This is a genomic window from uncultured Bacteroides sp., assembly GCF_910586915.1.
GTDB lineage: Bacteria > Bacteroidota > Bacteroidia > Bacteroidales > Bacteroidaceae > Bacteroides.
Genome location: NZ_CAJULN010000038.1, coordinates 1 through 24,217 on the forward strand (window position 1 = coordinate 1; position 24,217 = coordinate 24,217).

Here is a 24,217-nt window from a genome sequence, read left to right on the forward strand (position 1 = left end):
ATGTGGGCGTTGACGGATTCGAACCGCCGACCCTCTGCTTGTAAGGCAGATGCTCTGAACCAGCTGAGCTAAACGCCCTTACACTTCCGTTTCAAAAGCGATGCAAAGGTACGGCTTTTTTTGAAACCTGCAAATCTTTTCCGAATTATTTTTTAATAAATTTTTCACCAAACGCACAAACATACTGATTATCAACAAATAACAAGAAAAACTTTTTTTTCGTCCTTTTTGCACCTTCTTCGCCACTTCACCCCAAACCTTATATATCTCCACCATTCGTAAACACAAAATTCTTTTCGTCAGACAGGGATTCGTTGAATAAAAATCCTTCCCAGGAGAAATTTTTCAGCGTTTCGGGGTTCTCAATTCTGTTCTTTAAGATGAAACGTGCCATTTCACCACGCGACATTTTCAGGTAAACAACGACCGAAGTCCACTTTCCATGCTTCCATACCCGGAACTCGGGGGTGACGACACGCACTTCTTTCTCCACCCGCCGCCAGTCGAACAGGTTTTTCATTTCATCGCTCGCCAGATTACAAAGTATTCCACCCGCCTTCTTTATATCTTCAATGAATAGCTCCGTCAGACGGGTCTGCCAATAGGCAAACAGAGTCTGGTTGCCGCATTCGGGCAAAACGACATCGCCTTCGAGGCGGTAAGGGCGGATAACGTCGAGAGGTCTCAACAACCCGTAACAGAAAGAGGTGAGCCGCAGATGTTGCTGCGCATATTCGAAATCTTCGGAAGAGAAGTCTTTTGCGTTCAACCGCTTGAACACGATTCCGGTATAGGCCAGCAGGGCGGGAAGTTGGGGCGTGCCTTCCGCATGGAAGGACTGATAGCGCTTGTAATTCTCGACGGCTATTTTAGGACTTACGCGCAAGAGACGTTCCAGTTCGCCGACCGTCATCTGCGACATCTGCAAAGCTATCGCAGAGGCTTCGCTTTGGAAACGCGGCTTTGTCTTCAAAGGTACGCCCACCTTCGAAAGTTCACTCATTGTCTTGGCACAGGATAGAAGTACTAACATGATTAAATCTGCTTTTACCTTGTTTATATGACAAAAATATGAAATAAATCGCATCGCGCGCTTACAGATAGCCAAATTATCCTTACTTTCACCGCATAATTAACTATAATAATTTATTAACAACCCAAAAAACACCTTTATGACACACACACTGAACACCTTGAAAGTGTTAGGCCTGTTGGCTATCTTTTGCCTGACAGGAAGCATGACACGCGCGGCCGTCAATCCGAAGCCGTTCGTCATCCCCGAGCTGAAACAATGGACGGGAAAAGAGGGCAGCTTCGTCCCGGGAGCGGAAACGCGCATCGTATGCCCCTCCTCCCACCCCGAAGTGCTGCGGATAGCCCGTATGCTTGCCGAAGATTACCGGCAGATGTTCGGCAAGACACTGGACGTAGCGGAAGGCAAAGCCAAAGCCGGCGACTTCGTCCTGTCGCTCGCTGCCGACAAGAAGTTGGGCGAAGAAGGCTACTCCATCAAAATAGCCGACCGGGTGACGCTCTCGTCTCCCACCCCCACCGGGCTCTATTGGAGCACGCGTACCCTGTTGCAAATGGCGGAGCAGACTGCCGACCATCAACTGCCCAAAGGAACTGTGCGGGATTATCCCGACTATCCCATCCGCGGATTCATGATAGACTGCGGACGGAAGTTCATCCCGATGCCTTACCTGCAAGACTTGGTGAAAATCATGGCTTACTACAAGATGAACGCCTTGCAGGTGCACCTCAACGACAACGGATTCAAGCAGTTTTTCGGTCACGACTGGGACAAGACGTATGCCGCCTTCCGCCTGGAGTCGGATACTTACCCCGGACTGGCTGCCCGCGACGGCTTTTACACCAAGAAGGAGTTCGTCGACTTCCAGCACCAGGCGGCAGCTCAGTTTGTAGAAATCATACCGGAGATAGACATCCCCGCCCACTCGCTCGCCTTTGCTCACTACAAACCGGAAATCGGCAGCAAGGAGTATGGTATGGACCATCTCGACCTCTTCAAACCGGAGACGTATGAATTTGCCGACGCCTTGTTCAAGGAGTATCTCGAGGGAGAGAATCCCGTATTCGTAGGCAAGCGCGTGCACATCGGCACGGACGAATATTCGAACGCCAAGAAAGACGTGGTAGAGAAGTTCCGCGAGTTTACCGACCACTATATCCGCTTTGTCGAGAGTTTCGGCAAGCAGGCAATGGTGTGGGGTGCACTCACGCACGCCAAAGGCGAAACGCCCGTGAAGTCGGAGAACGTCATCATGAACGCCTGGTACAACGGATATGCCGACCCTGAAACGATGATTAAAGAGGGTTACCGCCTCATCAGTATCCCCGACGGTATGGTCTACCTCGTGCCGGCAGCCGGATATTACTACGATTACCTCAACGAAACTTTCCTATATAATAAATGGACACCGGCGCACATCGGCAAGGCTGTGTTTGAAGAGCAACACCCTGCCATCCTCGGCGGTATGTTTGCCGTATGGAACGACCATGTGGGCAACGGGATTTCCGTGAAAGATATCCACCACCGCGTATTCCCCGCCCTGCAAACACTCGCCGTGAAGATGTGGACGGGCGTCCATACGAGCCTGCCCTACGAAGCATACAACGAAAAGCGTGCCGCCATCAGCGAAGCACCGGGTGTCAACCAGATGGGAAGAATCGGCAAAAGTCCCGCGTTGGTGTACGAACGCGCCACGGTTGCCCCCGGCAGCACGTCCGACCATCCGGAAATCGGCTACAACTATACGGTGAGCTTTGACATCACCGGAGCCGACGAGAAGAACGGAACCGAACTGTTCCGCTCGGCAAATGCTGTCTTTTACCTGACAGACCCGATTCGCGGTATGATGGGATTTGCACGCGACGGTTATCTGAACACCTTCCCCTACAAGGTGAATCCGGGAGAGAAGGCAACGGTTCAGATAGAAGGAGACAACCGAAGCACTACGCTCAAGGTGAACGGAAAGGTAATTGAGAAGATGGATATACAGAAAATCTACTTCAACGCCGGAAAAGATTCTATCAACTATGTGCGTACATTGGTCTTCCCGTTGGAAAAAGCGGGCGATTTCAACAGCCGGATAGAGAACTTGAAGGTATATAACTACTGTGTAAGCCAGCAATAAAGCAGTGGAAACAACCGTATCAAGCAATGGAAACGCTCGTGTCAAGCGGTGGAAACGCCCGTGTCAAGCGGTGGAAACACTCGTATCAAGCGGTAGAAACAACCACAACACCCGTTACTTGAAAGCAACTTAACCATACGGTAAAAAAAGAACTCCCTTTTCGGGCCATCCGAAAAGGGAGTTTCTTTTATCTGAAATACGCTACCGAGCGATTTTATTTGTATTCCTGCCAGCTCTTAATCTGGATGTCGCTCTGTTTCAGTTCGCAGAACGCTTCGATAAAGGCTCCTGCCAGGCGCGCATTGGTAATCAACGGAATGTTATGGTCGATTGCACCGCGACGGATACGGTAACCGTTCGTCAGTTCGCGTTTGGTGTGATTCTTCGGAATGTTGACAATGAGGTCGAACTTATGGTCGGCAATCATCGTCATCACGTTGTTCTCCGCATCCGGTTTCTCATCCGGCCAGTACACCGGAGTAGTCTCTACGCCGTGCGCATTGAGGAAGGCAGCCGTTCCTGCTGTAGCATACACCTTGTATCCCTTAGCAAACAACATACGGCTGGCATCCAACAGGTCAACCTTCGACTTCATGGCACCGGAAGAGAACATCACTCCCTTTTCGGGAACCTTGAATCCGGTAGCAATCATCGCATTGAGCAACGCTTCGGAGAAGTCGTCGCCGATGCATCCCACTTCGCCCGTAGAAGACATATCCACGCCCAACACAGGGTCGGCCTTGTGCAGACGGGAGAAAGAGAACTGCGAAGCCTTCACACCAATCCAGTCTATATCAAACGCCGACTTGTCCGGACGTGAATACGGAGCATCGAGCATGATGCGCGTAGCCGTCTCGATGAAGTTGCGTTTCAGCACCTTCGACACAAACGGGAAACTGCGTGAAGCGCGCAAGTTACACTCAATAACCTTCACCTCGTTGTTGCGAGCCAGGAATTGGATATTAAACGGTCCGGAGATGTTCAGTTCTTTGGCAATCTGACGGCTGATTTTCTTGATGCGGCGTGCCGTTGCAAAGTAAATCTTCTGTGCGGGGAACACCAAAGTAGCGTCGCCGGAGTGAACGCCGGCAAACTCTACGTGCTCGGAGATGGCATACTCTACCACCTCACCGTTCTGCGCCACGGCGTCGAACTCGATTTCCTTCGTGTTCTCAAGGAACTGGGAAACAACCACCGGATACTCTTTCGACACTTCGGCAGCCATCTTCAGGAAGTTGGCAAGTTCTTCATCGTCGTAGCAGACGTTCATCGCAGCGCCCGAAAGCACGTAAGAAGGACGAACCAAGACGGGGTAACCTACTTTGTCGACAAAGCTTTTCACATCTTCAAGGCTGGTGAGCTCCTGCCAAGCCGGCTGGTCGATACCCAACTGGTCGAGCATAGCGGAGAACTTGTTGCGGTTTTCGGCACGGTCGATGGATATCGGCGAAGTACCCAACACGGGAACCGACTGGCGGTAGAGTTTCATCGCCAGGTTGTTCGGAATCTGTCCGCCCACGGAGACGATAACGCCGCGCGGCTGTTCGAGGTCGATAACGTCGAGCACACGTTCGAAGGAGAGCTCATCGAAGTAGAGACGGTCGCACATATCATAGTCGGTAGATACCGTTTCGGGGTTGTAGTTAATCATGATGGACTTGTAACCCAACTTACGGGCAGTCTGCACGGCATTCACCGAACACCAGTCAAATTCCACCGAGCTACCGATGCGGTATGCACCCGAACCGAGCACAACCACGGATTTCTCGTTCTTGTAATAGTTGATGTCGTAACCCTCTACGGCATACGTCATATACAGATAGTTGGTCAGCTCCGGATGTTCGGAAGCTACCGTATTGATGCGCTTCACTGCCGGAAGGATACCCAATGCTTTACGATGTGCGCGTACGGCAAGGTTTTCCTTCTCCATGTTGCCTTCCGGATTGAGTACGAAACGTGCTATCTGGAAGTCGGAGAAGCCCAGCACTTTGGCTTCGCGCATCACATCGGCGGGGATATCCTCTACCTTATTATAAGTAGACAGTTTGGCTTTGTAGTCGACAATGTTTTTCAGTTTGCCGAGGAACCAGGGGTCAATCTTCGTCAACTCATGGATACGCTCGATGGTATATCCTTCTTCCAACGCTTGTGCGATGGCAAACACGCGCAAGTCGGTGGGGCAGGACAGTTCCTTGTCGAGATTGTCGAAGTGCACACCGTCGTTGCCGACAAAGCCGTGCATACCCTGACCAATCATACGAAGTCCCTTCTGGATGATTTCTTCGAACGAACGGCCGATAGACATGATTTCGCCCACCGACTTCATGCTCGAACCAATCTCGCGCGAAACGCCTGCAAACTTCGTCAGGTCCCAACGGGGAATCTTGCAGATATAGTAGTCGAGTTGCGGGGCGACATACGCAGAGTTGGGTGTTCCCATCTCGCCAATCTGGTCGAGCGAGTAGCCCAAAGCAATCTTGGCGGCAACGAAAGCCAGCGGATAACCGGTAGCTTTGGAAGCCAACGCGGAAGAACGGCTCAAGCGTGCGTTTACCTCAATCACGCGGTAGTCGTCCGTTTCGGAATTGAACGCATACTGGATGTTACACTCGCCCACGATACCCAAGTGGCGGATGCACTTCGTAGAGAGTTCCTGCAACATGGTCAGCTCTTTCTCGTCGAGCGAGCAAGTGGGGGCAACTACAATTGACTCTCCCGTATGGATACCCAACGGGTCGAAGTTTTCCATGCTTGCCACCGTGAAGCAGTGGTCGTTGGCATCGCGGATTACCTCAAACTCGATTTCCTTCCATCCCTTCAGCGACTCTTCTACGAGGATTTGCTTGGAGAAGGTGAACGAGCTTTCGGCCAACTTCACAAATTCTTCTTCGTTCGTGCAGATACCGCTACCGAGGCCACCCAACGCATAAGCCGAACGTACCATCACCGGGAAACCGATTTTACGGGCAGCCGCAATGGCATCTTCCATGCTTTCCACCGCTTGGCTTACCGGCGTCTTCATCTGTATCTCGTCCAGCTTCTTCACAAACAGGTCGCGGTCTTCCGTGTACATGATTGCCTCTACCGAAGTACCGAGTACCTTCACGCCATATTTATCAAGGATACCTTTCGTATAAAGCTCCGCACCGCAGTTCAGCGCCGTCTGTCCGCCAAACGCAAGGAGAATACCTTCGGGACGCTCTTTCTTGATAATCTCTTCTACGAAATAAGTATTTACGGGAAGGAAATACACTTTATCGGCGATACCTTCAGAAGTCTGAATGGTCGCGATGTTCGGGTTTACCAATACTGAACTGATACCTTCTTCTTTCAAAGCCTTCAGCGCTTGCGAGCCTGAGTAGTCGAACTCTCCGGCTTGTCCGATTTTGAGTGCTCCAGAACCCAAAACGAGAACTTTCTTGATTTCCTTTTCCATTTCTTTTGTTATTATAATAGTTGTTTCAAAATTCGTCCATAAAAAAAATGCGTTACCCTCTAAAGAGGATTAACGCATTACCAAAGAACTAAAATATCGTTTTTTGGAAAATAGAGAAGAAGCCCGACATTTCCGGGTGAAAAACATCCGAATGCAGATAATACTTACTTCTTATTTCCTGTTGATTCATTGTCGTTTTCAAAATTTATGCAAAGAAACGACATATTTTGCACATGACAAAAAGAAACCTCTACTTTTTTACCGCCAAGCCCTCCCCGTCGGGGCACTAAAAGCCGTACGAAGTGTTGACAAGTAACAATAAATGCGTATCTTTGCCACTAAATCCATACATATATTAATATAAGACAATATGGGAAAAGAAAAAATCATATTGACGGGCGACCGTCCTACCGGCAGACTGCACATCGGTCATTATGTCGGTTCGCTCAAACGTAGGGTCGAGCTGCAAGACGCAGGCGACTATAGCAAGATGTTTGTTTTCATCGCCGACGCGCAAGCACTGACAGACAATATCGACAACCCCGAAAAGGTGCGTCAGAACGTTATCGAAGTGGCTCTCGACTACCTCGCCTGCGGACTGGACCCCGCAAAGGCAACCATCTTCATCCAGTCGCAGATACCGGAATTGTGCGAGCTTAGCTTCTACTACATGGACCTCGTCACCGTGTCGCGCCTGCAACGCAACCCGACCGTAAAGACGGAAATACAGATGCGCAACTTCGAGACGAGCATCCCCGTGGGCTTTTTCACCTACCCTATCAGCCAGGCTGCCGACATCACCGCCTTCCGCGCCACCACCGTGCCCGTGGGCGAAGACCAGGAGCCGATGCTCGAACAGGCGCGCGAAATCGTCCGCCGTTTCAATTATATATATGGTGAGACGCTGGTAGAACCGGAAATACTCTTGCCCGACAACGCCGCCTGCCTGCGCCTGCCGGGAACGGACGGCAAAGCGAAGATGAGCAAGTCGCTGGGCAACTGCATCTACTTGTCCGAAGAGCCGGATGAGATACAGAAGAAAATCATGAGTATGTACACCGACCCGGGACATCTGCGTGTGCAAGACCCTGGAAAGATTGAAGGTAACACCGTGTTTACCTACCTTGACGCCTTCTGCCTTCCCGAACATTTCGAACGTTACCTGCCCGATTATCCGAACCTCGCCGAACTGAAAGCCCACTATCAACGGGGCGGACTGGGCGATGTGAAGGTGAAACGTTTCCTCAATGCCATCATGCAAGAGACACTCGAACCGATTCGCAACCGCCGCAAAGAGTTCAGCAAGGATATTCCCGCCGTTTACGAGATGTTGCAGAAGGGATGTGAAGTGGCAAGAGCCGCAGCCGCCGAAACTTTGGCCGACGTGAAGCGGGCGATGAAGATTAACTACTTTGACGACAAGGAGTTGATTGCAGAGCAAGTAAAACGTTTCTCGCAAGAATAAAAAAACAGCTTCCGGAAAGAGGAGCACCCGAAAAAATGGGGTGGTAGGTTCGCCTACCACCCCATTTTGCAAACACCCCTCCTGCTCCTATCTTCCAAACGCAACATTTATAGTCTTATAATCAACCGGTTACAGCATCTATATATGCTGCCCGCAGGAGATATAGATGCTGGAAGTTGGATATATAGATGCTGGGAGTAGGATATATAGACGCTGGAAATTGGGTATATATGCGGTGCAAATCCCTTCTCCGAAGCTCAAAATCACTTCATCACTTTGCTGTTTCAACCAATACCACACGGTTCAGAATTGGTTGGCCGAACTTATCGACACCGCCACCGGCAGCAACCTCCAGGTTATTAGCAGGAATTCCATATTTCTTCACCAACAAGTCCTTAACCGCTTGCGCACGTTTCAAACTCAGCTTTTGATTGAACGCGGGACTACCCGTTGCAGAATCGGCATATCCGTTGATTGTGTAAGTAGTGCCGGGGAATTCTTTGATGCGGTTGGCAAGATAAGACAAGTTCATTTCTTCTTGCGGAGAGAGTTTGTCGGAACCGATTGTAAAGAACACGGTACGCGGAGCTATGTTCGGATTGGTAATGACTACCGTTTCCTCTTCTACTTCGACTGGCTGTTTAGCATCGGCCAACTGCTGTTGCAACTCCATATTGGCTGCCGCCATTGCATTCATCTGGTCGCGCATCTGTCTCAGTTCAAATTCGGAGATAATCTGTGGCGTAGGGCGTTGGAAACCGCGAGTGGGGAAGTAATATGTCACCCCGACAGTCGCACCGAGGATACCGTCGTAATCATGCTTGCCTCCGTGCTCGCCGTCAAATTTGCCTTCTAAGCCTGTCGCACTCAATTCGATATTCAAGTCGACCGCATTCGACAGGCGGAAACGGTTGATGATACCTGCATTGAATGTAGCGGCATTGGTGTGAGGACGCGAGTAAGCGTGCGCCCAACCGGCACCGATATAGGGAATAACTTCATATACACGGTCGGGATTGTAACCACCGAAAAGAGAGTTCAGGTTCACCATCAAATCGCCGTGAAGGTTCATGTAGTCCCAGCGCTGCTTGTAAGAGCCGTCTGCCCGCACGCCGCCTACTACATAATTGGCCGTTTCATTCCTGGTAAAGCCTTTTGCCTGCAGGCCGCTGTATTGCAAACGAAGCCCGAAAGTCGGAGTGAGCCATTTTCCGAGAGACACATTGAACGTAGGCGCAACACGGTCTTTGAATTTGCCTACATAGTCATTGGTGCCATACAACACCTGAGCACCTCCTCCTACCGAGAAGAACCAGTTGCTCCAAAACGGGTTGGTTATTACCTGGTGTTTATCTTGTACCTGAATTACGTCGTACTCAGTTACAGTCAGGGTCTGCTGTGCAGAAGCGAAAGACGCAGCGCCGGCAAAAGCCAGCAACATCAAAATCTTTTTCATATACCTAATAGTTAAGTGGTTATTTAATATTTTTTCTTTGTTGAACTAATTAAATAACACGGGCAGTACTAAAAGGTTTTAGAAAAAGATTACTTTTTTTGCTTTATTTGAATAAACGTTCAATCTCTTCTTCCTTGATGGTTGTCAAGACTATTTTACCGTCGGGAGTGTAATTCGGCGAAGGGCAAGCAAAGAGATTATCAACCAGGCTGACCATCTCTTCATTGCTCAACACTTGTCCGTAAACGATGGCTGCCGCACGCGCCAACGTCAACGCCAGTATGTTTTGTATCTCCTCCTTGACGTCGCTCCCTTTTTCCATCGCCGTATGCAACATATTGCGCACCAGTTCGACCGGATTGAGTCCTTCTATTCCGGACGGAATACCGTTGATGGCATAACTGCCGCCACCCAAATTGCTCAAATCGAATCCTACCGCCGACAAATCATCCATAATGCTCTGCAACATGGCAGACTCCGAAGCCGGCAACTGCAATATTTCGGGGAAAAGAACCCCTTGCGATATCCCTTGCTTCTGTTGGATTTGAATCATATAACGGTCGAAAAGTACCCGTATATGTGCCCGGTGCTGGTCGATAAGCATCAGTCCCGACTTTACGGAGGTCAGAATAAACCTTCCTTTGAACTGCAAATGTTGGTTGCCTTTCTCCATCATCGGCTCGTTGGCATATAAAGTAGGAGAAGCCATCGAGGGCATCGTCGCCTCTATCTTCTCGTCCCAAACCGGTGTATCCTCGCCGGCAGCAGTCTCTTCCCACTCCATCTCGGGCTCGGGCATCGGATTGTTCATCTTGCTGGCTTTTGTCAGTCCGCCGTACAATTCCTCCCATTCCACCTTCGAACGACCATACGAACTACCACCGCCGCCACCTGCCGATACCTTAAACGGATTGTAATCCGAATTGTAATGTACTTTGGGCGGCTCGGAAGTTACCTTTTGCTCGAATACCGGAATATCGGGCATATCTTCCGTATCAAAATCAATGGAAGGGATGGCACTGAACTTACCCAACGACTCTTTCACCGAGGCCGACAATATCTGCCAGATGGCTTGTTCGTTCTCAAACTTGATTTCGGTCTTGGTGGGGTGAATGTTGACATCGATATTAGCCGGGTCTACTTCAAAATAGATAAAATAGGAAATCTGTTCGCCGGCAGGAATCAACTGTTCGTAGGCCTCCATCACTGCCTTGTGGAAATAAGGATGGCGCATATAACGCCCGTTGACAAAGAAATATTGATGGGCTCCTTTCTTACGGGCGGTTTCCGGTTTGGCTACGTAACCGGACACTTTCACCATCGTGGTGTTCACCTCGATATTGAGCAACTGCTGATTGAGCTTTTTGCCGAAGATAGCCATAATGCGCTGCCGCAATGGTGATACCGGCAGATTGAAAAGTTCGGAATCGTTGCTATACAACGAAAAGGCCACTTCGGGATGAACAAGAGCGATACGTTCAAATTCGGCAAGGATATTGCTCAGCTCAGTGGAGTTCGCTTTCAGAAATTTACGGCGTGCAGGCACATTGAAGAACAGGTTCTTTACGGAGAAGTTGCTCCCTTTCGAACAGGAAACGACCTCCTGGCTCTCTACCTTAGAGCCTGCTATCACCAGTTTCGTACCTAATTCTTCCGACCCGGTACGCGTTTTCAGTTCTACCTGAGCCACGGCAGCAATGGAAGCCAAAGCCTCTCCGCGAAATCCCATCGTGCGCAAAGCAAACAAATCGGCAGCTTCACGTATCTTGGAAGTAGCATGACGCTCAAAGGAAAGACGAGCATCGGTCTCGGACATTCCCTTTCCGTCGTCAATGACCTGAATACCGGTCTTTCCCGCATCCGTCACCAATACGTGTATGTGTTGCGCATCTGCATCAATCGCATTCTCAACCAACTCCTTGATAACAGATGCCGGACGTTGTATCACTTCACCGGCAGCAATCTGATTGGCTACCGAATCGGGCAACAAATGAATAATATCGCTCATAGTGCAGTAAAAAGATTAAAACGACCAACTTCCCGTCGCCAAATAATGCCACAAATATAAAAGGAAAGCAATGACAATCAATACGATTCCGAAGGAGACCGGTTTGCGGCCACTTGCTTTTCTTCTTTTCAGGTGAGTGGTTCCTTCAACGAACTTACCACGAATATCTTCCGGATTAAATTCTTTCTCCGGCAACATACCTAAGTCGCGCTTTGCCTTCTCTTCCATCTTGGCGAGCTTCTCCTTACGCTCGTCCACGTAAATATACTGATGACTAAAGCCACGAGGTTTCCTCATCGAATTAAACATTCCCATACTACTTCATATTTATCAGGTTTCGCTTTTCTGTTTTCGGTCGCCGGCCAGTGGTCGGTTTCAGGGTTTCTCCCGCCCGCTTGCTCCGCCAGTTGAAAATATCCTCTTTATTCAACGGACGGATATAATCGAACCAGGCAAAAGTAGAGAGACGGAGTTTATCGGACGGTATCTGGTCCATCGGATACATCGTGCCGTTGGACTTGCCGACAAACAATCCTTTCTCCATCTTCTTATCTTTCATATAAAGATGAAGCACACTGCCCTCCAGACAATTAAATCCGGTCATCGTGCTGTCTTTCTCTTCCGGATAAAAGGCAGTCTGAACATTGCCTATCACTTCGATATGACGCATATCGCCATCTATGAAATAGGCTTTCATCTCTTTGCCGGATACCTGGTTGTAATGGATGGAGTCTTTCATTTCCACCGTCAAAGCCTGGTTGATGATATGTGCCCAGTCGATGGTGCTGTCGTTCATATAAATCTTTATCTGCTCGCCCAACAGTTGTTGGCCGTCATTCCAGAGAATCGGGTCGGTGTACATCGTCATGCAGGAGTCTTTCGAGTTATACACCAGCGAGTCGCACACGCCCTGCACATCCGTGCGGTACATACGTACTTTGTGATAGGCTTTCATCAGACGGAACAAAGAGTCGGTATTCAGATGATAAGATACCAACTGCAACGTATCTCCATGCATAAAGAGACTGTCACCCTGCGAATAATCAATGGCAACCGCCCGCTTGGTGGCAAAGGCGGAATCTGTCAGTTCATTATAAAAGCAGTAATCGCCTGTCAGCATATTCTTATTGATGGTGTCCGTCATCTTCACATTATCGAATGCTTCGCCATAACCGTTGATACGGTCGTAAAACAAACTGTCGCCTACCAGTTTCTTTCCCTGGTTGGTAAGGACGGAACGGTCGAGCAATTCGGCTTGTTCGGTCAAAGTGTTGTAAGAACCGCGTTCGGAATAGATGTGGTTGTTATCACTCACGATGTTCGAAGGACCGAGAATGACAGCTATTTTGTTTTCCGTATTGTACCGCAATGTGTCGGAGGTGAGTACGAACTTAGGATTTACGAGTTTCACGTCGTGATTGAATACGGACTGCTTGGTGGCAGGACTGTATTCTCCCCAGTCGGAAGTCAGCACATTCTCTTCGTCCATCAAGGTTCCCCCTTCAAAGTAATATCCGAGGTCGTAAAGACGGTCGTAATTCAAGCTGTCCGTCAGCAGGGTTGTATTGCGGTTAATCATCTTCACGTTTTCACGAAGTTGGGCAATCTGCGTCATTCCGTCATAGAAAAGATAATCACCATATATAAATAAGGTGTCACCCTGCTCCATGCGTACATTACTGAAAGCCTCCACCGAATTGGTCTTTTCGAAAATCAAAGCACTGTCACAGTACATATACATACTGTCGTGACGCAATTTCACATTGCCGATAAGTATTTGTACGTCGGGACGGGCGAGTTTGTCCGCCTGCCCTTCGTCGGCGTGAAGCAAATAGACTTTCGTCTTTTTATTTTCCGGCTTTGCCGGAGTCGCCGCAGCCGGTTTCTGTCCCGTAGGCCTGACTTGCGCTACAAGACATACGCCAAACAGGCATAGAAAGCCTATAAGAAGCCATCTATGCCTGTATTGTTGTTTATCTTTCTTATTTTGTTTCAGCATATAAAGTCGAGCTGTTAAACATCAATCCTTCTTCACCCAACCCGGATATTTGAAGTCACACTTCTGCCAGTTTTCGTTGATACGCACGTACGTATGTTTCTGTTTGTCGAGAATCCATTTATGCAACATCTCTTCGCGACGTTTCTCCATTACGATACCCTTTAGGTTCTGATAATCTTCTGCAATGGTAGCTTTATGACCGTTGATTTTCGTTTTCAGTTTCACGATGGCACATACTTCTTTTCCGTCCTTCTCGTTTATCATTGTAAAGGCTTTTGAAATCTCGCCTACGTTCATTCTGTCCACTACCTTAGCAACATCCTGCGGAAGATCCTGCATTTGGAACTTGGAAGTAGTGATACCCGAATCTTCGTTGATATTTACCATGATACCGTGGTTGTTACGGGTATCTTTATCGTGCGATATAACGGCAGCGGCTTCGTCGAATGTGAATTTGTCGGCACGGATATCATCGGCAATAGAATCCAGACGGGCACAAGCTGCGGTCAGTTCTTTCTCCGACACTTTCGGACGCAACAGGATATGGCGGGTATTGACACGGTCGCCACGCTTTTCAATCAACTGGATGATGTGATAACCGAATTCCGATTCTACAATCTTGGAAACTTTCTTCGGGTCTTGCAAACCGAAGGCTACATTCGCATAAGCAGGGTCCATCATACCGCGTCCCATGAATCCGCACTCACCGCCTTTGATGGCCGAAGCCCTGTCTTCCGAATACAGACGTGCCAGTGTAGAGAAGTCGATTTCTCCTTTTGTCACACGGTCGGTATAATCGCGCAGTCTTTTCTTTACCTCTTCAATTTCGGCAACAGGTATTTTAGGTTGCAGCGTGATAATCTGCACTTCCACTTGTGTGGGGATGTAAGGGATGCTGTCTTGGGGAAGATCTTTGAAGTAGCGGCGTACTTGTGCCGGAGTCACCTTGATTTCTCCGACTAATTTCTGCTGCATCTTCTGTACAGTCAGCCCGTCGCGAGCATTCTCGCGCAAGGTTTCACGAATCTGAGTGGAAGTCTTGTTGAAGTACTCTTCCAGTTTCTCTTTCGAGCCAATCTGCTGGATATACATATTGGTCAACATATCCACACGTTGTATAATTTCCGCTTCGGACACTTCGATACTGTCGAGCTTTGCTTGGTGCAAGAACAACTTCTGTACGGCAATTTCTTCGGGAATTACACAATAGGGGTCGCCGTCGAACCGGCGTCCGTTATACAAGGCATCCAGACGTGCCTCTTCTACATCCGATTTTAAAATAGCTTCGTCACCTATTACCCAAACTACTTCATCAACCACATTGTCTTGTGCATAGGTTGCCACATTGGCAAATACTGCCAGGATAAGGGTAACAACAAATCTAAAGTTCACAAACTTTTTCATTCTTTGTATTTAATAATTATATATAATCTTCTTCTTGTTTGCCGCTTGCTGATACAGGTCGTTCTTCACCTGCTCCATAAAGCCCACCCGTTTCTGATTGACCAACAGGTCTTTCACTTCCGCCCGGGCAAACTCATACGGTTTTTCTTCTCCCGCTCCACGATAGTCGCTCACATTCAGAAAATAATGGAAGGCTGTATCTTGCAGTTCTATCTGCCGGTGTTTGTCGACATACTCTTCAGGGGCTTCCACTTTCAACGGAATCAAGTCGAGCACATCTGCTACCGATACCCACCGATCGTAGAAGTATTCGTATTTCACTGCATTCTGCAAACTATATTTTTCAAGATTTTCTACCGCTTCCTGTTTGTCCGACTTGTACCACCTGCGTACATTGTTCAACTGTGGAGCTGTCAAAGGTATTTTAATAAACAGTCCTTTCATCATCGGGCTTTCCTGTTTAAACAGTTCCTTGTTTTTGGCGTAATAGTCGGCTATTTCCTGTTCGGGTATTTCTTTGGTCAGTTTCTGATTAATCAATTCCTGCTGGTATGTATGCATTATCAAGGCTTTCCGGTAGTTCTCTACCAACTTGTCCACGTCTACGTTATCGGGAATATTATCGGCTGCTTTTTCATACAACAAAACCTCTTCGGCCCAGCTACGGATATAGTGCTCGGCAAAGAGGATGCTATCGTCTTTCGACAATCCGACGGGAAGTACGGACATCAAATCTTCTTTATATAAAAAGTTACCGTCCACCTCTACCAAAGGAGTCTTTCCTTTGTGGTCGTGCTGTTCCTTGCACGCTCCACAAGTAAGAAGGGTAATCAGTAAGAGGACTAATATTCGCATTGACAACTGAAATCTAATTATTTAAGGTACGAAGATAGTGAATAATCGGTTACATCAGTTATTATTAACTGTTTTTAAAACCTCTTGGTTTATTTCAACCTTACCGGAGGCTTTCAATTCCTGCGTCCAGCGGGTGTCAAGATAGGTTCGATAATCGTTTCGAAGCTGGAATATCACTTCCCGATAATCGTCCGGTCCTTTCTGTTTTTTGCCATACACGACAGTAAAAGGATAAGACATCAATGGTTCAAACCGCCCTTTCTTGAAAACTAATTTATCAACATATTTATTGTCGCCGGGAACAAACACTCCCTGTTCGATTTGTATCTTTTCATTACCAGGCGTATTGAAGGTGTGCCGAAGTTGGTGCACCCATTCGTTTTCCGGCAGTTTCTTCAGCATTTTTTTAGCTTGTTTGGCTATCTTTTTATCTGCACAGTGGAGAACCACGCCTTTGTAGCGCGGACTATCCCACCGATAATCGGAAGCATGAAACTTAAAATAAGTTGCCAGCCCGGCACGGTCGGTCGTTGCAGGCAGGTCTATCTTTTGTCGCGTCAGCTCTTTGACAAGATAATCTTCGTCGGATTTCCGTAAAGCATCGCGGAAGTCGGGGTGTCTTGTATCCATGTTCCGGCTTTCGTAATCCAACAATGACTTGGCTACAAATTCGTCAAGCTGACGCTTCAGAGCTTGGGGATGCGAAGCTGCAAACCGCCGGAACAACGCACCCGTGTAAGGATGTCCGTCGATGTTGAACAAGCTCTGTTCGGTGGTGCCTTTCATTAACAGCTCTTCCATACCCGTCTGATTGGGAACATACTGCCAATGCGTTTTCAGGCGTTCCACCACCTTTCCGATGGTTTCATCCAGCCTATCCCTGCTGCGCATACGCTCCATCAGCCTGTCGGCAACGTCCTCGTAGGCAGGCATCTCCTTGCGGTCGATTACTTTCAGTATATGGATTCCGGCAGGGGTAAAGAACGGCGGGGATATTTCGCCTTCCGACAAGGTGAAGGCAACCTCTTCAAATTCGGCAGTTGTCTGCAAACTCTCTATCCAACGGGGTTGTTTATCGTCCGAATAGCGCTCTACCCACTGGGAAAAATCCGTTCCGGGCTGGTTTTGTATCGCACGGTAGATAGAGTCCATGCGGTTCTTTTGTGCTTCCAGGAGGCGGGCAGTAATCGTCTGCGGCAAATATCTGAAAATCTGCATCACCTGCACTTGCGCGTTGCGGGTTTTCAGCCTCATTCTTTGATACTGCACGCGGGCACAGCTATCCATCACGGGTTTATCTGTCAAATAAGTCTCTGCCAGTCGGGCGCGGGCAACCTCGTGCTGTTTGCGAAAGGCGGAGGTTGTATCAAGCCCGGCGGCTTTTGCCGCTTCAACTTTCTGTATGGTCCGGGCAAAAAGCAGTGCGTACTCTTTCAGAGAAAGGCGGGCACCTTCGCCAACCGTACTGTTGCGATAGGAATATTCAAACTCCGAACGGGCTATCTCTCTCCCGTCGACACGCATCAATACCGCATCTTCCTGAGCGAAGGCGGAGAGCGCGAAGCAACAAACACAGCCAAACAACAGACTTCTTTTCATCATCAATTCTTTCTTTAGCGTAAACCCGATGGCATTCTTCCTGATATGTTCGTAAACAACGAACGGTGAGCAGCAAACATCTGCCAGTTACCCCAGCTTGTCCACCGTTCACCGTTAGTTAACAGTTCAGCGTTTATATATGTTATTCCGGACGGCTGTAATTAGGCGATTCGCTGGTAATCGTCACATCGTGCGGATGGCTTTCCATGACACCTGCATTGGTAATGCGGGTAAACTTCGCATCGTGAAGTTTTTCGATATTGGCCGCGCCACAGTATCCCATACCTGCCCGCAGACCGCCTGTCAACTGATAAACCACTTCAAAGAGTGTGCCTTTGTAGGGAACGCGTGCTGCAATGCCTTCGGGCACGAGTTTCTTCACGTCGGCAGTACCGCTTTGAAAATAGCGGTCTTTCGAACCGTTCTCCATCGCTTCCAAAGAGCCCATGCCGCGATAAGACTTGAATTTACGGCCATTGAAGATAATCGTATCGCCCGGCGACTCTTCGGTTCCTGCAACCAGTGAACCAATCATCACACTGTATCCGCCGGCGGCCAATGCTTTCACCACATCGCCCGAATAGCGCAAGCCACCGTCGGCAATCAAAGGAATGCCTGTGCCCTTGAGTGCTTTCGCCACATCATATACAGCCGACAACTGTGGTACTCCTACGCCGGCAACGACACGGGTGGTACAGATAGAACCCGGACCGATACCTACTTTCACAGCATCAGCTCCCGCTTCTACCAAAGCCTTCGCAGCAGCTCCAGTAGCGATATTGCCTACTACAATGTCGATGCCCGGGAAACGTTTTTTGGCTTCTTTCAGTTTTTCAATCACAAACATCGAGTGTCCGTGAGCCGTATCAATGACAATGGCATCCGCACCGGCGTCGACCAAAGCCTGCATACGGTCTAATGTGTCGGCAGTGACACCCACGCCGGCAGCTACCCGCAGGCGGCCTTTGGCGTCTTTGCAGGCCATCGGTTTGTCTTTTGCTTTTGTAATGTCTTTATAGGTGACAAGTCCAATCAGTTTTCCGTCTACTCCCACAATCGGCAGTTTCTCAATTTTATGTTGTTGAAGAATCTGTGCGGCAGATTCCAAGTCGGTAGACTGAGTGGTAGTCACCAATCTTTCTTTGGGCGTCATGACAAGGTCGACGTGCTTGGTCATGTCTTTCTCGAAACGCAAATCTCTATTGGTGACAATACCTACCAGATACCCTTCATCATCGACTACGGGGATACCGCCGATTTTGTATTCCGCCATAATGTCCAGTGCGTCTTGAACGGTAGAACCTCTTTTGATTGTCACAGGGTCATAAATCATACCATTTTCGGCGCGCTTCACGATAGCGACTTGTCTTGCTTGTTCTTCGATAGACATATTTTTGTGAATCACACCGATACCTCCTTCGCGGGCAATGGCAATAGCCATCTTCGCTTCGGTAACCGTATCCATGGCAGCCGTCACAAAAGGAATTTTTAACTCAATGTTTTTTGAAAACTTTGTCGAGAGGTCGACAGTACGCGGTAAAACTTCAGAATAAGCGGGGATTAACAATACGTCGTCGTAAGTCAACCCATCCATTACAATCTTATCAGCAATAAATGACATAGGGCTATGCGTTTAAATTTTATTGCGTGCAAATATACAGTTTTTATTCAAAACAGGAATAAACTATCGGATATTTTTTTCTCAAAAACACAGATGGTATGTTACTTATGGAAGCTGTATGTCGGGATAATCTCCGAACTTCCGCGCTTTATCAAACGGATAAGCGGTTTTCAAATTCTTCCCGCATATCCAATTTATATTCGAAACTGTCCTGCTTCAACAGGAGGCAGATATAAGGTTAACTTATCGACAACTGTAAAGGCAGTATGGAAGCGCACCAAAACGGCTGGTCGTTTGCCCTCAAATCACTAATAATAAAGTCATAACAAATTAGCAGCAAACTTCCAATCTCTTATACATCAAGTTCCGGTTGATTGTCCGTAAACTATAAACGAAGGTTTCATTTTTATAAACGAAGCCTTCATTTATAAAAACAAAGGTTGCGTTTATAAAAACGAAACTTGCAATTATAGTTTGTAATTGGCAAAAAGAAAGATTGGCAGTACTCTCCGACAAGTTTATATCTGATAAGGAATAAGTTTGTTATCAGTCGTCTGAGGGCGGAACAGCGGTCGATTGAAGTACAATTACCACACAGATTGAACATTCGTGACGCTCGTCGTTCAATAACGTCACTATTTATTCATCGCTGGCTATAACAATCTATCGTTTCTTTAAAAAGAAACCCGACACTGACCTTCGCTTTGTCAATGACGGGCAACGCACAATCTTTATACAAAAGCGCGGCAATTCTATCGGGAATATCAAATAGATACAACTAAATAGTGAAAGTACGGGATAATGTTTCAAAGTAAAGAGGTTGTACCCAATCAACGGCACAACCTCAAAAATACTACTTATAGGTATTGCGAATAGGATCATCGTATTGCACCTGAAGTTTCAAGAGTTCGTCCTTCAACACTTTAGTCAGTTCCTCCATATCCGGACGACCATAAATATTATTCATTTCCTGCGGGTCTTCCTGCAAATCGTACAACTCCCAACAATCAACGTCGTTGTAGAAATGAATCAGTTTATAACGGTCTGTACGAACTCCATAGTGACGACACACCGAATGTTCGGCAGGATACTCATAAAAATGATAATAAAGCGACCGGCGCCATTCCGACACCTCCTCACCTTTTAGCAACGGAAGGAAAGAAACACCATGCATATCCGACGGTATCTCCACACCCGCCAAGTCAAGAATCGTAGGTCCGTAGTCGATATTCTGTACCATCTGTTCTATTTTACCCATTTTTCCGCCCGGCAAGCGAACCAGCAATGGAGTGCGGAAAGATTCTTCATACATAAAACGTTTGTCAAACCAGCCGTGTTCGCCCATATAAAATCCCTGGTCGGAAGTGTAGACAATCATCGTGTTCTCCAGCAATCCATTCTCTTCCAAGTAATCCAATACACGCCCCACGTTGCGGTCTACGGAGTGAATCACACGCAAATAGTCGTGCATATACTGCTGGTATTTCCATTCGGCAAGTGCTTTTCCCGAAAGTCTACCTTTCTTGAACTTGGCGATGATGGGGTCATAATGTTTGTCCCACGCAGCTTTCTGTTCGGGAGTAAGGCGGTTATACATGGCACGTCCGGCTTCTTCCAGCCCGGTAGTGGTATGTATTTCGTTCTCCCTATCTGCCATCTTCAGGTCGTAGACCAAGTCCATGTCTTTGATAATGCTCATCTCTTGCTTCGAAGCAGGAATCCTTCCTTCGTATTTATCGTAAAAGTTTTCAGGCATCGGATAAGTCACGTCTGCATAAAGGTCGAGGTCGCAAAGATCCGGCATCCAAGTACGATGCGGCGCCTTGTGGTGAATAAAAAGACAGAAAGGTTTCTCCTTGTCACGAATGCTGTCCATCCAGTTGACTGCCAAGTCTGTCACAATATTAGTGGCGTATCCTTCACGCTGTACCCGCTCACCGTTCTTAATGAATTTCGGATTGTAATAATCACCCTGCCCTATCAGAATATCCCAATAATTAAAACCGGTAGGTTCGGAGACAAGGTGCCATTTACCAATCATGGCTGTTTGGTAACCGTTCGCTTGCAACAGTTTCGGGAAAGTCTGCTGACCACCGTCAAACGTAGTGGTATTGTCCGTAAACCCATTAGCATGACTATGTTTGCCGGTCAGCATACAAGCGCGGCTGGGACCACTCAAGGAATTAGCAACAAAACTATTGGTAAAGAGCACTCCTTCGTTGGCTATGCGGTCGATATTGGGTGTCTGGATATAACGCTGGTCGTATGCACTAATCGTTTGGTAAGAATGGTCGTCGCACATAATGTAGACGATATTCATCGGTTTCTTTTGGGTGTTCTCTTTCTTTGATGCACATGACGTAAATGCTGCAAGTACTGCTGTACCTGCACAACAGTAACATATCGTATCTTTTAATAAATCCATATCTTTTTTTTATTGCGAAAGGTAATTAAAAGGAATTATCTACCAGCCCGGATTCTGTTGCCACAATCCCCCCATGAGATTAATCATATCTCCATGAATAGGCAACAAGTAATCACGATTGGTTTTGAACTGCCATCCGTCAGGCATGGAAGTAGGCGGAACCGGAAGCACATACCGCTCGGCATCCCCCGGCTGTCCGGTCAAGAACAGATTACGACCTTCTTCCAATCTATCGCCGTATTTGTCTTCCAGATTACTTCCGTACAAAAGCACGCCCGTAGGCTGTTGCCCCACAATCAATTCGTCAGCAGCAGCCCAACGCAAAATATCGGTCAAACGGGTACCTTCCAACGCTTTCTCCACTCGACGTTCACGACGGACAGCCTGCACATACTTGTCTAAGTTACGGAACGGATAGTCAGCCTCCGTATTATACTCACGGTCAAAATCCACCACCGGCATACCTACACGGTCGCGCAAGGGTTTGAGTACCGTTTGAATCTTTGCTTTATTTCCAACACCATCTTGTTCTGCCAAAGCCTCAGCATAATTCAACAGCACATCCGCATAACGGAATTGTATGGCCGGAGTAGAACCTTTATATTCACCGATATAGTCGCCTTCATAATCAATCTGCACGTGCTTCAACATGGTGTAACCGGTCATATTAGTTCCAAATGCTGAACCGTCTCCTGCCAATGCCGGCCATGACATGACAAAAGGATTGCCTGCTCTTTCAGGCTGCATACGTTGTCCGGGTACAGCTACGGTTTGCGCCAAACGAGGATCGCGATTCTCTGGTAACAATTCATCAGGATAGTTACGCTTTGCCGCCATACGTACCTCACCAACAAACGGACGACCATCGCGGGTAAGATAATCATCAACCAACGATGCAGTGATACCGATACCTCCTCCACCGGTGTTGAGACTACGGGTCACGTTATTACCAATCTGGTTACCATCATATCTTTTGAACCACAAAACTTCCGGATTGCGCGTCAAGTCTTCCGTCTCGAAAAGAACGCGATAGTCCTTGTTCACATTACCGGTTTTATAGATATCCCAAACACCACGATTGCAAACCGCCTCGGCGGCAGCAATGGCCTGTGTCAGATAATTGTCAATCTTTGCTCTCAAAGCACTTTCGTCCAACGTAGTGTCATAAAACTTTTCCGCTTTGTCTTTTTCTTTGGCATAGTGATATTTCTCCCAAGTTGCTTCAAACAAGGCAACTTCGCTCTTAAAAGCGCGAGCCACATCCCGGTGCAAACGCATGGTACCTGAATTATTTTGTTCCGACATCAATCCGATAGCAGTGTCGAGGTCGTTCAATATCTTGTCAACAATAAACGTACGACTTTCACGCGGAAGCATCATGACACTCATATCCGGGTCCAACGGTTTGTCAACCCAAGCCAGACAGCCATAGTTTGTGAACATCGTATAATAATACCACGCACGGAAGTAATAAACCTCCCCCATCAACTGATTGTAGGTAGGAGTCCCCTTTTCCGGACATTCATCCGCATTGTTCAGCAAAAAGTTGACGTCGCGGATTTTCTCGTAATTGCTCAATCGCGACGCATTGCTCAACGCAGTCATTCCCATCAATCGCGTATTGGCAGCGTTCGACGACATATTATCGCTACCGACATCGTCTCCAGCAATACCCTGCCCGCCACCAATCTGGAATCCTTGTCCTCTAAGAGCGGATTCATAAAAACGGTCAATGTAATTCCTTATTTCTCCGGTGCTGCGAAACGGTTCAGCCGTCGACAACACTCCTTCAGGCATTTTATCCAAATCGTAACATGAGGTCGTACCTAAAATCAATGCCAAACCCAATAGTATATTTTTTGCTTTCATAATTTTCTGATGATTTGATTTACAAGTTAACAATAATGCCTAACGACAATACACGATTCATCGGATAATTTTTTCCCGCCTCACTGGTATATGTATTGCCAGTAAAGATAGCTTCCGGATCAAACATTCCTTTTAGTTTAGTGAAAGTCAGCAGATTCTCGCCGGAAAAGAACACCTGCAACTTCTGTAAACCTGCCCGTTGCACCCATGTTTGAGGCAAATTGTAACTCAACGTGAGGTTCTTCAGACGTAAGTAAGCCGCATTTTGCATATAACGATCATTGTTTTGTATATTCTTGTTTTGAAACGGTCCTACTCCGCCTGCCGAATGAATATAGGGTTTCGGATAGTAAGCACCCGGATTGTCAGGAGTCCAATAGTCCATATGTTCCTTGAACACCGTAACTTGCGCATACGGACCAAATCCCCAGAAATAAGCTCCACCGCCCAACCAGTCTCGCTTGCCTACGCCTTGGAAAAATACACTCAAACTAAGCCCTTTCCAACTGATATTTCCGTTAAAGCTATACTGATAACGAGGAGTAGTGTTACCGATTATGGTTTGGTCGCCCATATCTCCCACCTTGTTGCTACCACGATTGATGGCATTGTTATTATCCAAGTCCTTATACTTCACATCACCCGGTTCCCACGGTCTTGAACTGATATAACTCAGATCATATTTCTTATTATATTCTTCCGCTTCTTGTTCTGTCTGAATCAATCCTTCGACACGGTATCCCCAAATTTCGCCCACTTTACGACCTACATACCATGCTCCGGCAGGGTCGGTACCATCACTGGCATAAGCAGTCACCTCCGAAGTGGCATCGGCAAGAGAAGCACCTACACTATAATCAATTTCTTTGGTTATCTTACCACGATAGTTGAATGAAAGTTCCCAACCACGGTTACGCATACA

14 protein-coding genes, 1 tRNA gene and 1 pseudogene are annotated in these 24,217 nt (G+C 47.7%); 2 read left to right on the forward strand and 14 right to left on the reverse strand.

The features are described 5' to 3' along the window. Positions 1 to 3: 3 nt before the first annotated feature. Both QZ331_RS11550 and yaaA read right to left on the reverse strand, forming a co-directional pair. Positions 4 to 78 (reverse strand) — tRNA-Val (locus QZ331_RS11550). 181 nt (positions 79 to 259) lie between these two features. Beyond that, positions 260 to 1,033: a peroxide stress protein YaaA gene (gene yaaA, locus QZ331_RS11555; protein ID WP_294630376.1), complete on the reverse strand. Its 774-nt coding sequence runs from the start codon at positions 1,031 to 1,033 to the stop codon at positions 260 to 262. Between the two features lie 139 nt (positions 1,034 to 1,172). Between yaaA and QZ331_RS11560 the strand changes: the two genes are divergently transcribed. Continuing rightward, positions 1,173 to 3,158: a family 20 glycosylhydrolase gene (locus QZ331_RS11560; protein ID WP_294630378.1), complete on the forward strand. Its 1,986-nt coding sequence runs from the start codon at positions 1,173 to 1,175 to the stop codon at positions 3,156 to 3,158. 214 nt (positions 3,159 to 3,372) lie between these two features. Here QZ331_RS11560 and carB read toward each other — a convergent pair whose 3' ends face one another. Next, on the reverse strand, positions 3,373 to 6,594 hold the full coding sequence (gene carB / locus QZ331_RS11565) for a carbamoyl-phosphate synthase (glutamine-hydrolyzing) large subunit (RefSeq protein ID WP_294630379.1): 3,222 nt from the start codon (positions 6,592 to 6,594) through the stop codon (positions 3,373 to 3,375). 370 nt (positions 6,595 to 6,964) lie between these two features. On the opposite strand from carB, the gene trpS reads away from it, so the two are divergent. Then, a complete protein-coding gene (trpS, locus tag QZ331_RS11570; RefSeq protein WP_294630380.1) occupies positions 6,965 to 8,059 on the forward strand; it encodes a tryptophan--tRNA ligase in 1,095 nt (364 codons plus the stop codon). 271 nt (positions 8,060 to 8,330) lie between these two features. Here the strand turns inward: trpS and QZ331_RS11575 are convergent, their stop codons facing one another. From QZ331_RS11575 to QZ331_RS11625, 11 genes and pseudogenes are all read right to left on the reverse strand, one after another. Beyond that, a complete protein-coding gene (locus QZ331_RS11575) occupies positions 8,331 to 9,515 on the reverse strand; it encodes an OmpA family protein (RefSeq protein ID WP_294630382.1) in 1,185 nt (394 codons plus the stop codon). Positions 9,516 to 9,618: 103 nt separating this feature from the next. Continuing rightward, on the reverse strand, positions 9,619 to 11,523 hold the full coding sequence (gene mutL / locus QZ331_RS11580) for a DNA mismatch repair endonuclease MutL (RefSeq protein WP_294630384.1): 1,905 nt from the start codon (positions 11,521 to 11,523) through the stop codon (positions 9,619 to 9,621). 15 nt (positions 11,524 to 11,538) lie between these two features. Then, a complete protein-coding gene (locus QZ331_RS11585) occupies positions 11,539 to 11,838 on the reverse strand; it encodes a hypothetical protein (RefSeq protein ID WP_294630386.1) in 300 nt (99 codons plus the stop codon). 1 nt (position 11,839) lies between these two features. Beyond that, the gene (locus QZ331_RS11590) at positions 11,840 to 13,522 is read right to left on the reverse strand and encodes an OstA-like protein (RefSeq protein ID WP_294630388.1); all 1,683 of its coding nucleotides are present in this window, start codon (positions 13,520 to 13,522) and stop codon (positions 11,840 to 11,842) included. Between the two features lie 21 nt (positions 13,523 to 13,543). Then, a complete protein-coding gene (locus tag QZ331_RS11595) occupies positions 13,544 to 14,926 on the reverse strand; it encodes a peptidylprolyl isomerase (protein WP_294630390.1) in 1,383 nt (460 codons plus the stop codon). A 9-nt stretch (positions 14,927 to 14,935) separates the two neighbouring features. After that, a complete protein-coding gene (locus QZ331_RS11600) occupies positions 14,936 to 15,781 on the reverse strand; it encodes a peptidyl-prolyl cis-trans isomerase (protein ID WP_294630392.1) in 846 nt (281 codons plus the stop codon). A 54-nt stretch (positions 15,782 to 15,835) separates the two neighbouring features. After that, positions 15,836 to 17,380 (reverse strand): peptidylprolyl isomerase, encoded by a 1,545-nt coding sequence (locus QZ331_RS11605; protein ID WP_294630399.1) that lies wholly within the window; start codon positions 17,378 to 17,380, stop codon positions 15,836 to 15,838. A 142-nt stretch (positions 17,381 to 17,522) separates the two neighbouring features. Beyond that, on the reverse strand, positions 17,523 to 19,001 hold the full coding sequence (guaB, locus tag QZ331_RS11610; protein ID WP_294630394.1) for an IMP dehydrogenase: 1,479 nt from the start codon (positions 18,999 to 19,001) through the stop codon (positions 17,523 to 17,525). An 853-nt stretch (positions 19,002 to 19,854) separates the two neighbouring features. Continuing rightward, complete coding sequence (locus tag QZ331_RS11615; protein ID WP_294630395.1) at positions 19,855 to 21,426, reverse strand: sulfatase; 1,572 nt, start codon at positions 21,424 to 21,426, stop codon at positions 19,855 to 19,857. A gap of 39 nt (positions 21,427 to 21,465) precedes the next feature. Then, entirely contained in the window at positions 21,466 to 23,295 is a 1,830-nt protein-coding gene (locus QZ331_RS11620) for a RagB/SusD family nutrient uptake outer membrane protein (RefSeq protein ID WP_294630397.1), read from the reverse strand. A 19-nt stretch (positions 23,296 to 23,314) separates the two neighbouring features. Next, a pseudogene (locus tag QZ331_RS11625) lies at positions 23,315 to 24,217 on the reverse strand (SusC/RagA family TonB-linked outer membrane protein); the annotation flags it as partial.